The organism is Curtobacterium sp. AC273, assembly GCF_979253735.1.
The window spans coordinates 439,513-451,009 of the sequence record NZ_CEEDDU010000001.1; the positions used below are offsets into that span (position 1 = coordinate 439,513).

The 11,497-nt window shown below is 64.6% G+C and carries 12 protein-coding genes; 8 read left to right on the forward strand and 4 right to left on the reverse strand.

What is annotated here, in order from left to right:
- Positions 1–76: 76 nt before the first annotated feature.
- The 3 genes from ACZ8AI_RS02735 to ACZ8AI_RS02745 are packed head-to-tail and all read right to left on the reverse strand — an operon-like array spanning position 77 to position 1,301.
- Positions 77–433 carry a heme-binding protein gene (locus tag ACZ8AI_RS02735; RefSeq protein WP_464856396.1) on the reverse strand — a complete coding sequence of 119 codons (357 nt, stop codon included), beginning with the start codon at positions 431–433 and terminating at the stop codon, positions 77–79.
- Positions 430–918, reverse strand: coding sequence for a zinc-binding dehydrogenase (locus ACZ8AI_RS02740; RefSeq protein ID WP_464856298.1), 489 nt, complete (start codon positions 916–918; stop codon positions 430–432). Before ACZ8AI_RS02740 ends, ACZ8AI_RS02735 begins: the two co-directional genes overlap by 4 nt.
- Positions 915–1,301: an alcohol dehydrogenase catalytic domain-containing protein gene (locus ACZ8AI_RS02745; protein WP_464856300.1), complete on the reverse strand. Its 387-nt coding sequence runs from the start codon at positions 1,299–1,301 to the stop codon at positions 915–917. Before ACZ8AI_RS02745 ends, ACZ8AI_RS02740 begins: the two co-directional genes overlap by 4 nt.
- A 305-nt stretch (positions 1,302–1,606) precedes the next feature.
- Here ACZ8AI_RS02745 and ACZ8AI_RS02750 point away from each other — a divergent pair, with 305 nt between their 5' ends.
- The 7 genes from ACZ8AI_RS02750 (at position 1,607) to ACZ8AI_RS02780 (ending at position 7,406) form a co-directional block, all read left to right on the forward strand.
- Positions 1,607–1,972, forward strand: coding sequence for a winged helix-turn-helix transcriptional regulator (locus ACZ8AI_RS02750; protein ID WP_464856302.1), 366 nt, complete (start codon positions 1,607–1,609; stop codon positions 1,970–1,972).
- A gap of 140 nt (positions 1,973–2,112) precedes the next feature.
- A complete protein-coding gene (locus ACZ8AI_RS02755) occupies positions 2,113–2,592 on the forward strand; it encodes an SDR family NAD(P)-dependent oxidoreductase (protein ID WP_464856304.1) in 480 nt (159 codons plus the stop codon).
- Positions 2,535–2,927 (forward strand): SDR family NAD(P)-dependent oxidoreductase, encoded by a 393-nt coding sequence (locus ACZ8AI_RS02760; RefSeq protein ID WP_464856306.1) that lies wholly within the window; start codon positions 2,535–2,537, stop codon positions 2,925–2,927. The genes ACZ8AI_RS02755 and ACZ8AI_RS02760 overlap by 58 nt, the downstream gene beginning before the upstream one ends.
- A 1,454-nt stretch (positions 2,928–4,381) precedes the next feature.
- The gene (locus ACZ8AI_RS02765; RefSeq protein ID WP_464856398.1) at positions 4,382–5,011 is read left to right on the forward strand and encodes an AAA family ATPase; all 630 of its coding nucleotides are present in this window, start codon (positions 4,382–4,384) and stop codon (positions 5,009–5,011) included.
- Positions 4,986–5,933 (forward strand): ATP-dependent nuclease, encoded by a 948-nt coding sequence (locus ACZ8AI_RS02770; RefSeq protein ID WP_464856308.1) that lies wholly within the window; start codon positions 4,986–4,988, stop codon positions 5,931–5,933. The genes ACZ8AI_RS02765 and ACZ8AI_RS02770 overlap by 26 nt, the downstream gene beginning before the upstream one ends.
- 4 nt (positions 5,934–5,937) lie before the next feature.
- Positions 5,938–7,044, forward strand: coding sequence for a UvrD-helicase domain-containing protein (locus tag ACZ8AI_RS02775; protein ID WP_464856310.1), 1,107 nt, complete (start codon positions 5,938–5,940; stop codon positions 7,042–7,044).
- Positions 7,045–7,103: 59 nt separating this feature from the next.
- A complete protein-coding gene (locus ACZ8AI_RS02780; protein WP_464856312.1) occupies positions 7,104–7,406 on the forward strand; it encodes a hypothetical protein in 303 nt (100 codons plus the stop codon).
- A gap of 1,986 nt (positions 7,407–9,392) precedes the next feature.
- Here ACZ8AI_RS02780 and ACZ8AI_RS02785 read toward each other — a convergent pair.
- Entirely contained in the window at positions 9,393–10,565 is a 1,173-nt protein-coding gene (locus ACZ8AI_RS02785) for a hypothetical protein (RefSeq protein ID WP_464856314.1), read from the reverse strand.
- 460 nt (positions 10,566–11,025) lie between these two features.
- Here ACZ8AI_RS02785 and ACZ8AI_RS02790 point away from each other — a divergent pair, with 460 nt between their 5' ends.
- Positions 11,026–11,304 carry an Lrp/AsnC ligand binding domain-containing protein gene (locus tag ACZ8AI_RS02790; RefSeq protein ID WP_464856316.1) on the forward strand — a complete coding sequence of 93 codons (279 nt, stop codon included), beginning with the start codon at positions 11,026–11,028 and terminating at the stop codon, positions 11,302–11,304.
- Positions 11,305–11,497: the final 193 nt, after the last annotated feature.

Here is an 11,497-nt window from a genome sequence, read left to right on the forward strand (position 1 = left end):
CGCGATGACGGCGTCCTGGTCCGGCGTGCCGCCGCCGGAGCCGACGGCGCCGATGACGCACCGGACTCGTCGGTGATCAGGAGGCCGCCGGCGAGGAAGGCGAGCGGTTCGTTGCTCGCGGCACCGAGCGTGTACAGCGGAGCGCCGGGCTGGATGTTGCCGCGAGGTCGCCGGTGGCCGCGCCCCCGAAGTACACCGAGGTGCGTGCCTTCGCGAAGCTGGAGTCGATCGACACGAGCGGGGCGCCGTCCTGGCGGACCGAGGCGACCATCCGGGCACCGTCGTCGAGGACGGTGATGGACGACGGCACGCCGAGTCTGCGGCCTTGGCGTCCGCCGCGGCAATGATGCGCTGCGCCTGGGTGAGGGTGATGGACATGGTTGTCTCCTTCTGTGGTGGTGGTGGTGGTGGTCTTGGTGGCTCGGCGCCTCAGGCGGCCGGTTCGTCGGTGACGACGACCTTGCCGATGACACGGCCGCTCTCGACGAGGCGGTGGGCCTCTCGGAGGGTCTCCGCGGTGATCGGGCGGAGTACGGTCGTGGCCGTGCTCCGGATCCGTCCCATGTCGACGAGGTCGGCGACCTCGTCGAGGATCCGGTGCTGTTCGGCCAGGTCAGCGGCCCCGTGGAGGGACCGGGCGAACATGAACTCCCAGTGCCACGTGATCGCCTTGGGCTTCAGCAGGACGACGTCGACCTGCTCGGGGTCGTCGATCGCGACGATCTGGCCGAAGGGGTGCAGCACCTGCTCGTAGGCGGGGAGCTGGCCGGCCGAGTTGGTGGTGAGGATCCACTCGATGCCGTCCGGGGCGACGTCGAGGACCTGCGCGGCGAGGTCACCGTGGTGGTTGACGACCTCGTGGGCACCGAGGTCGCGCACCCACGCCTCGCTCTCGGACCGGGAGGCGGTGGCGATCACCCGCACACCGGGCAGCAGCGTCCGGACGAGCTGGATCGCGATCGACCCGACACCGCCCGCGCCCCCGACGACGAGCAGCGTGCCCGTCGCATCCGGCGTGATCCGGAGCTTGTCGAACAGGCTCTCCCACGCGGTGATCGCGGTGAGCGGGGCGCGGCGGCCTCGGAGTGGGACATCGTCGACGGCTTCCGTCCGACGATCCGCTCGTCGACGAGCTGGAGTTCTGCGTTGCCTGCCGGGCCGGTCGATGGCACCGGCGTGAACACCTCGTCGCCCGGGGCGAAGAGCGTGACGGCGTCACCGACCGCGCGCACCGTGCCGGAGGCGTCGAAGCCGAGCACCCGGACACCGCCGTCCGGTTCCGAGCCGCCGCGGAGCTTCACGTCGACGGGGTTGACCGAGACCGCACGGACCTCGACGAGCAGGTCGTGGGGGCCGGGAAGCGGTTCCGGATCGTCGTCGGCACCAGGCTGCGGGCGCTGGTGACCGGAGAGCGGCTGTCTGTCCGATCGCTCGGACCTCGTTCGTCGTGGTCATGTCAGTACCGTGCACCCAGTCCGGTAGTTACCCGCAAGGACCCCTGGTTACCGTCGGGTAACCGAGAAAGCCCAGTTCGGAAGCCGTACCCAACGGGAACCAAGCGGTTGCTGCTCGACGTGGCCGCAGCTGGTCTGCTGTGACCACCTCGATGAGCCGTCCCATCGAAGCCGCCCACGTGCTGGACACCTGCGACCGGAACGACGTCTACGTCGCTGCCTGCCCGTGCCGGGAGATGCTCGACCTGCTCGCGAACAAGTGGACGGCGCTCGCCATCGGTGTGCTCGAGGACGGCCCGCAGCGGTTTGGTGAGCTGCGACGCCAACTGCAGGGCGTCAGCCCGAAGGTGCTCTCCGCGTCGTTGAAGCGGATGGAGGATGCCGGGCTCGTGAGCCGGACCGTCTTCGCTGAGGTGCCACCCCGGGTCGAGTACGCGCTGACGCCGCTCGGCGAGGGGGCAGCGGCGCCACTGGCGCACCTGCGCGACTGGGTGAACGAGAACGTGACGCGGCACTGAGACCTCCTGGAGTCGATGCACTCACGTTCGTGGATCGATCCGGAGCGAGCGTGTCCCCGCCCGGGGCACGCTGTGCCGTCGGCCGGCCCGTAACGTCTGAGGTCGTCCGACAGTCCGACCCCCCCCCCAGAGGAGCGCGCGTGTCCCGCACATGGTTCATCACCGGCTCGTCCCGCGGCTTCGGCCGCTCGCTCACCCTCGCTGCGCTGCGCTCCGGAGACCGGGTCGCGGCCACCGCCCGGAAGCCGCAGCAGCTGTCGGACGTCGTCGAGGAGTTCGGGTCGCAGGTGCTCCCGCTCGCACTCGACGTCACCGACGCGGCGGCTGCCGTCAACGCACTTCACGCCACACGCGAAGCGTTCGGCTCGGTGGACGTCGTCGTCAACAATGCCGGGTACGCCAACCTCGCACCCGTCGAGACCGCGTCGGAAGACGACTTCCGGCAGCAGTTCGAGACGAACTTCTGGGGCGTCTACAACGTCTCGAAGGCAGCCGTACCGATCCTGCGACAGCAGAGGCAGGGGCACCGTCGTTCAGTTCTCGTCGGTCGGAGGACGAGTCGGTGGGACCCCCCGGCCTCGGCTCGTACCAGGCGGCGAAGTTCGGCATCGATGGGCTGACGCGCGTGCTCGCCACCGAGACGGCGCCGTTCGGGATCCGGTATCTCGTCGTCGAGCCGGGCGGATTCGCCACCGACTGGGCGGGCGCGTCGATGGACGTTCACGGGATCCCGGAGGAGTACAGCGCCACGGTGGGTACCTTCGCGGAGCGTCTCCGCGGAGCGCCGGCGGCGGGAGACCCGGACAGGGCCGCCGAGATCCTCGTGCGCACCGTGGGACGGGACCGGCTGCCGTCCCACCTCGTCATCGGCGCCGGGGCGGCGCGCATGGCGATCGCGTACTCGCAGGAACAGATTGCCGAAGCCACTGAATGGGAAGCTGTCTGCGTCCGCTGACTTCGGTTCGGACCGGGTTGAGCTCCCGAGAGACGACCGGGATGGGGTCTGAGCAACGGACGCCAGTTGAAGGTCTTCATCGGGCAGGTAGTCGTGGTCCCGGGGCTGGCCCATCGCTCAAACGGTCGTGCCTGTATCGCGCGCACGACCAGGAGCATTGGCGTCGCCGGGGCCGCTTGCAGGCGCCCGTGGCCCGGACAGAATGAGCGTTATCGGCGACGCGCTCCGGTCCGACCGGATCGCCGCCTCCCGTTACCGGGTGAGGAATTACGGTTACGAGGGTGGAATACCGCGTCGGCCCTAGCGTTGTAGAGTCGAGGCTTCCTCGCTAGATTGCTGCCATGGATGACTTGAGGCAGGTTTCAATCAAGAAGGACCTGGGCCGCCTTATCGCCCACGCCCTGCCAGCGAAGCTGACCTTCGACCAAGCTTGCATGCGCGAAGGGGGCTTCAACGAGTACCACGTACATGCAATCATCAACGAGGTAGTCATTTCGAACCTCAGCTCGGCTGACCACTGGGTCCAGGCGAGCTATGCGCACCCTGCCCTCCAGGATGCCCCGGACGCGGAGAAGGGCAAGGTCAAACGTGGACGACGTCGAGGAACTGGATCTCTTCTATCCGACCGACGAAGCAGTGCCAAGGGGCTCGCTCGCGATCGAAGTCAAATGGACCACTTCCGCGCATTCAACGTGGCGGACAATCTTGGCGGACATTTATCGGTTGAAGCTGGTAGCGATGGCCGAAGGTGAAACCGACTGCATACTTGTCATCTGTGGGCGTCAGCAGGAGGTCGAAACTCGTCCAGCAGATCGATGTCGCCTCGCAGGCTCGTGCCCTGGGATCAAGACGTTATCTGAAGCCCCTCCGGTTAGTTTCGATGATGGGGGAGGATTCTGGAGGCAGCTCGTTCCGCTCGATCGACGAGAACGGGAAGTTTCTAGGGGGCGACTCAGTATGATCCAAGCTCCCGAGGACGAATGGCAAGCGGTGGGTGCCCGAGAGCGTGAAGACGACGCTCCTGGGCGAGAGTGTCGTTGGCAAGAACCGGTGGGCTACAGCCGTCTGGCGTATCACCTGACCCGACCGGAGCTGCTTCGCCAGGACCGGGCTTGGCTGAGCCGACGTCGCAGGTTGGAGCGAGGCGACTCGTGGTTGCCTGCCGCCCCTCCTTCGGGTGGCAACACCGGCGAAACCGAGACGAACTTCCGGAATACGGGAAGATTTCTTTCTGATTCACTTTGTCGAGCTGCGGTCCACGCGCTACCCTGAGCTAAGAGTCAATAGCGTGCCCTGAGACGCCGAGGGTTCTTCTACCGGCTTATCGCCGTAGGGCTGCTCGTGAGACCTGCGTACTGCGACTGGCCCGAGATTTGTCGCAAGAGACATTGGAGGACGCATGAAGCTGACGAGGATCAAAGTCGAGAACTACCGGCGGCTGGAAAGACGTTGAGATTGCGGTACGCCAGCATCTCGTGTTGGTAGGCGCGAATGATGTGGGCAAATCCTCCCTCCTTCGCGCCGTCGACCTCGTGCTTGGTGCCAGCACCGCACAGCTGTACTCGAGCTTGAGTGCAGCGGACTTCCGGGACCCAACGCAGGAGCTCAGGTTCGAAGTGGAACTTGTCGATTTCCGTCCGGATGAGAAGGCCTTGTTTGCAGATGAGATCTTCGTGGATCCAGTATCCGCGCAGCGTTCTCTTACAATTCAGCTTGCGGCGACGGTGGACGAGAGTGAATCGCTCAGTATTGCTAGAACCGGGCCTCACGCGGGGACGGGGCGCCAGCTCTCCCGCGATCAGATTGCTGGCTTGGGTTGGAAGTTCCTGAGCGCCACGGCGCAGAGCCGGGACCTGCGGGACGGACGCCGGACGGCACTTGATGACCTTCTGCGCGCCGTTCAACTTGGTGATGAGCAAACCGGCTTCGACTCCATATCGACGAGCTTCCAGAATGCCCTGAACGCGTCCGAAACGCTCGGAGACCTCCGGAAGCAGCTCGCTGGCCAGCTGTCGAAAGCTCTGCCAGAGAAAGTGAGAAAAAAGGGACTTGTCCTTCGTGAGCGGAGCGGCGGCGGACAATGACGTACTCAGCGACGTCCGCTTGCGCGTTAGCAAAGGTGGGGTTGAGCATGAGCTGTCAGAGCAATCTGACGGAACCCGGGCCCTATATGCTATTGCGTTGTATGATTTGATGAGCGCTGGCGCCAACGTGGTTGGAATAGATGAACCAGAAATTCACCTTCATCCGACTTCGCAGAGAAGCCTTGCGCGGCTCCTCCGAACCAGTGATAACCAGAAAGTCCTCGCAACTCATTCGTCAGATATAGTTGGTGCATTTGATGCCGACAACATCGTTGTTGTGCGGCCAGGGGGGCAAATCGTCCAGCCGACCGAAGGATTTCTAGAGGCTGATGAGCGTACTTTCGTCAAGTGGTGGGTGCGGGACAAGCTTGAGCCCCTCACTGCGTCGAAGGTTGTCACGGTAGAGGGGCTTTCGGATCGCATTGTTCTTGAGCGTGTTGCTGATCTCACGAATCGGAACCTGGATCGGCTCGGGGTCTCAGTGATTGAGACCGATGGTGCATCGGAGATTCTGCCCATCATCAAACTGTTCGGATCCACGGGCTTTGCCCTCGAGGTCTTCTGGCTGATAGACGAAGATGCTGAGGTGAAGGTGGCGGAAGCGCTTGGAGTAGAGGTTGAGAGTCTTCCAGCCCACCACGTCTTCACTTCAATTCGCGACCTTGAGGACGAATACGTGACGGCTCTTGGGCCGAAGGCGGTATTCGACGCCCTCGTGGCGGGGAAGCTCTTTTCAAAGAACGAGTTGGCGAACTGTTCCCCTTCCGGCGTTTCTGGAGAATTTCTGCAGGGCGACGTTGCAGGTTTCTGTCGGGTGAACAAGAGGAAGGTTCGGGCTGCACTTTCCGTTCTACCAATCCTGACAAAAGACAACGCCTCTTCGTTGAAGAGCGTCGAGGCGCTACTGCACGAGATTGTTTAGCTGAATGATCAAGCCGACAAGCTCCCGGCTCGAAATTCGCGACGAAGAAGCACTTGATCTTCTTGTTGTCGCACCCGCCGGTTGCGGCAAGACCGAGGCGCTCGCGCTTCGTATCCAAGGACTGCTTGCACGTGGGACGGTGTTGCCCCACGAGAAGGTCCTTGTCGTGACCTTTTCGAACCGTGCCCGTGATAACATCCGTGAACGCTTGGAAGAGTATCTCAAGGGCTCTGTCCTGCGCGATCGAATCTCAATAACCAACTTTCATGGGCTGGCCGCGCGGATTTTTCGCGCTCATGCGAACGTGATCGGTCTTGAACCTGACCTGATGTTGCCTACCGGCGACTGGGTTGGCGCGCAGTGCCGAGCGTTGGGATTCGACTTTAGTACCACTGCTGCGGTACAGGTCGCTCTGCGCGAAGCTAAGCAACAGTTTCGGACGGATACCGAGGTCGACGCTTATCTCACGGCGCCGGGCAGGGAATCTGCCCTCGAGATCGAGCGCAAGCGGGTTGCGGAGGGTCGTCTCACGTACGACGATCTTCCGAGAGTCGCGGAGCTGATCCTTGCGAATGATTCCGTCGCGGATTTGTATCGGGCTCATTTCGGGTGCGTTATTGTTGACGAGTTCCAAGATTTGACACTTCAGCAACTTCGTATCGTGAACCGCATTGGGTTTCGGCGCACGACGTTCGCCGGTGACCTCGCTCAGGGGATCTATGGCTTCGCTGGCGCAAAGCCAAAGGAGGTCGACGAGGCCATCCGTGCCGAGTGCGGGAAGGTCATCGAGTTCTCTGAATCTCATAGATCTTCTCCGGCTGTCCTCGCCATGGTGAACGCCTTGTCCGTTCAGACCGGCGGGGTCAAGCTGCGAGAGCGGCCAGACCCGGCCTCTTGGCCTGGGGGTGGTTTGGCGTCCTCTGTGAAACACACGAGTCGGCTGATACAAGAAGCTGGGTGGGTTTCCAAGGTTGTTTCGCGCCATCATCTCGCGAGCGCCGCAGCAACGAATTGGAATCCTATCGCGTACGGTGAACAGGCGTCGGTTTGTCGAGGGGCACTTTCGGCCGCAAGAAGTTCCCGTTCTTCCGATGGGACGACGGTGTGGTAGATACCGAGACCGCTCGACTTATGCGTGCGATGCTGTCACGTTTCGTTCGACGGTACGACATGGCCCAGTCAAAGCAGGATTTCCTGCTGGAGGCAGCCGGGTTCGCTGCGGTCCTCGAGCCCTCCGTTCGCGAGAACCTGGTCGATGCCTTGCAATGGTGCGAGGACTTGTTGCGAGAGGGGTTGTCGGCCGCACAGATCAAGGCGCGTATTCGCGTCGGCGACTCGACTACTCTGATAACGGCACCGGGAGTGCACCTTTTGACAGGGCATGTCGGGAAAGGGCAACAGTTTGACTGGGTGTTCGTCGTGGGGCTGGAAGAAGGTGTCCTTCCCGATTTCAGGGTGCACTACGGTGGCTGAAAAGTCTGAAGAGGCGCGCGTGCTCTCAGTCATGTTGTCGCGGGCGCGCCATGGGGTTGTGGTCAGTTGGGCCGAAGTGGTACCAAGCAGCCAGCAAGCCTTTGAGAAAGCAGGCTTCTTCACTGCTTCCGATGCGCCTGGCAACCGAACCGGGCGATGCGGCAACGCTCGATGCGGTGGTTTAAAGAGACGGAGTGGAGTGACGCAGCTGCGCGTTGAAGCAGGTTGCGGCGGGGATGATGCCCATCGTCTCCCCACCTGATTGGTGGTTAGCGTAGCGATGTGTTCTCGCCGATGATTTGTGCCGTGGGAACTAGGCGGCCGGCGTTCGCCGCGGGGAGCCGTGAGGCCGCGCACGTGATCTTTGCGAACACGGCTTAGCCGACCGTGGCGGCGCGGTCGTTGAGGCCGCGGGTCTCCATAGGAGTTGGGGTTGTGCCTGCGGGTGCGGTGGCGCGGTCGCTCGGATGCGGCGCGACGCTCCCACGACCTGAGACAGGACTTTGCTGTGATCACCAGTCGACGACCGGAAGGTCGAGCGCGTTCAACGCCGCTGGGAGTGCGTCGTGCCAGGCGTCGAGTCGCTCCGTCACTGCAGGTGATGATCGCTTGCGTCTCCTGGACTACCCGTGCGGGGTCTGGTGGTTGATGCCCCATGACGTGCCCGTCGATGCCGATCGAGGCGCTCGTTGCATCGATTGTCCACGGGTTCTCGCGCGGAACTCCGCCGTCAGCGCCTCGCCGCCCGCCAGCCCGTGAAAGTCCTCGTTGCGCTCAGGGATGCGCTCCGCCATGTGAGTCGTCGACCAGTCTATTCACGACCTCGGCCAGCTCGATGAGGGCGGGAAGCGCTCGTAGTACCCGCGTCTCGACGGTAGATCACGAGCGTTGTCCTTGGTCAAGGATCCAAGGGGCGCGGGCAGATGGAGGAAGGTGGGTGCCTCTCAGGCGCGTTCTTACCGGGCTCCTTCGGCTCCCCATCCGGTGGGTCCTTGCAGATTGATCACACGCGCAGAGATGGTTATCAGCCCGTGGCTGGTGGAGAGCGCGTTGTGAACGCTGAGGTCGCACTAAGGCACGGACAGCCAAGCTCTGCCGTGCTCCCGGGCTGCTCGTGCTCGCTCCAACGTTGCGCATCGGCTGCTGCGGTCGCCGCGACGGCGAGCTGCTCGCCCATGCTCGCGGCACGTCCATGAATCTCGGCACCGCGTCCGCGCGGCAACGCTCCTGCTATGAGACGAGCATCGCGAGGTCGGCCAAATGAGCATATGAGCCGAAGTGCTCCTGCCATCGCATGCCGTGGTTTTCCAAGCCGTGACGGTTGGTTCCGCGTACTCAAGGTCCAGCGTGCCGGGGAAAGGTAGGGAGAATCGCGGCGATGACCGGGTTAGGGTCTGGCCGTTCTCATCGAAGGGCTCGTCGGTGCTGAGCATCATCCCTCCAACTGCTGGTGTCGACGACATGTAGCCGCTTTGGTCGATCGGTGGAAGGGGTGACCGTCAACCGTGTCGATGAGGTCTCGAAGATACAACGGCCTGCAGGCCCGAGGAGTTGGTGTTGGCCGCCGCGCTCGGCGCGCTCGAACATCGCTCGGACGCGGAGCCGGGCGACCAACCCTCACCTCGATGTGGCACCGAGCTGGTGCAAGGGACGGTCCAAACCCAGATGCCCTGCGAGCCATGCGGCAGTCCATCACTGATCGCGCGCGGAGTTCGGTTGCCGCTGGGCTAAAACTGGTCTTCCCCACTGCTAGCGAAGGCATGGAAGCGAGCGCCGGTTCCGCGTGGCTGCGCGTCCGGGCCAGAATCCGGCAACTGCCTGCTAGCGTCGTGGAACAGAATCCCGATACCCGTGGAACGCCTGTTTGGACTGGGATCCGCAGATCAGCGTATCCTCATTGGCATCCGCAGAATAAGCCGAACACCTCGCCTCTCTCCCCGGAGACGGGCGGCGCTCGCTTGCCGCGCGGTTCTCGGGTTATGCTCGTCACTGACGGACGTCCGATACGAAGGCTGCGACCTCTTCCTCCAGCGTCCGGTGGCGGCGTTCCCGGACGGCGGTCGCCGCGACGACCGCCAGGGACACGGCGATGAGCATCTGCGAAGCGGTCCACCCGCCGTCGGGCCTCGTGCAGCAGCTCGAAGCCAAGGGGGCGATGACGGCGATGATCGCAACGACCCCCTGCACGAACGCGGACGTAATGGCCGCGCCCTCCGGCGTCGAGGCGTGCGTGTTGATCATGGTCTGCGGCACGACGACGACCAGGCTCGATCCTGCCCGAGGACGACGATCCAGAGAGGCGGCTCGCGGTCCGGGGGACGAGGGCGAAACAGATCCAACCCGTTGCCGACAGCTTCGACGCTGACGCCGATCAGCCCGGCGGCGTGCGGGAGGCGCATCACCAGGCTCGCGCGATTGACAGCGACCACGAGGTTGACCGTGATCAGCAGAGGACCATGGCGCCGCCGTAGGAGGCGCTGAACCCGTCGGACACGACGAGCGTCGGGAGCTAGCTGAAGAGCAGGAAGGCCGTCGCCCGAACACCGCCCCGAACAGCAGCGTGAGGTTCCAACACTCCGCGAACGCCACACATGTCGTCCGAGCTGCGCCGCGGTCTCCCCGGGCGACGGACGGTTCGCGCTCGAGCGCGCGCGTGTTCGATGCGGGACCGCAGGCTGACGACGAGCCAGAGCACGGCGGCTTACCGCTGCGACGACCGCCCACCATCCCGAGGAGCGAGCCGCCACCCGACCGCACGGGCGGCGGCCCCACCACGACGAGCGGCGGAACCAGGGCGACGACGTGGAACGCCACGAGGCAGCCACTGCTCAGTCGCCCGATCGACGCGGGGAAGTACTTCCTGATAGTGGTGGATGGTGACTGCCGCGACACCGGCTCCGGCCAGCGTCCAGGGGGATCGTCAGGGAGGACGAGCCCGGAGAGGTTCGTGGTCGTCGCCCGGAGCACCTGGCCCGCGGCGGTACGATCATCGCGGCAGCCGACAGCACCTCGAGGCCGACGTGCCGGGTGAGCCAGCAGGGCGAGCATCGCGGCCACCGCGAAGGTCGCCGGGGGCAGCATCGCGAAGAGCGAGACCGTGGCGAGTCCGAAGTGCAGTTCGCCGCCGATGCTCCGGAGCAGCGGGGAGAGGGCGGTCACGGCCAGGCGCAGGTTGAGGGGCCGTAGGCGAGGATCGCGCAGGAGACGACGCTCTCCGTCTCGCTGCCCGGAGGCGCCGGCAAGTTGGTCTCGGTACCGTGGTTCTGTCGGTGTTCATCCGTTCACGGTGACGAATACGACCGCGCAACAGCGAGCTGAATGCGCAGCATGCACGGTGGAAGCGTGGAAGAGCCTTATGATTGATGCGGTCGACCGTTAGGTTCAGTGGCCCTACTGCTGCGGATGCGGCGGATGAGCAACCGTGCCCTGGCGCGGGCCGCTGGCATCGCCGAGTCCACCTGCCTGCGCGCGTGAGTGCGCTCGAGCGTAGAGGCGTCATCGCCGTGGCTACCGGGCGCGGATCGTCTCGGGGTGGGGCGCAGGTCGAAGCGTTCGTGCAGATCAAGATCCGTCCACAAGCGCTCGGGTCGGCGGGTCGTGTTTCTGCGACGAACTGGCGATGCTCCCCGAGGTCCTGCGGGTCTTCCTCGTGACGGGGGCGAGCGACGTGCAGGTCCTGCTCGCGGTGGGGTCGACGGACGAGTTGCGCGACTTCGTCCTGTCGCTCGCGCAGCTCGACGCGATCGCCGACATCCGATCGTCCATCGTCTACATGTCGCGACAGTCGTCGGAAGCTGTCCATCCCCGACGAGCCGTGACACGCGCCCGTGACACGGCGCCCCGTGACACGGCGCCCGGGTCGTTCGGCGAGGGCGTGGAAGAGGGGAGTCCGCCCTGACGGGCGGATTCCCCCTCTCGGCGTGGGCCGCCCAGGCGGCAGTGCGCCGGACGAGTTCGGCGACCTCGCCTATCCGGCCGCGCCTCGCAGTCTCCGGGGGCGTCTCGACTCGCGCATCCGGATCCACGTCTGTCCTCCGCCGCACTTCGTCCGCGATCGGCGAGGGACGGACCGCGGCGACACCCGCCGCCGC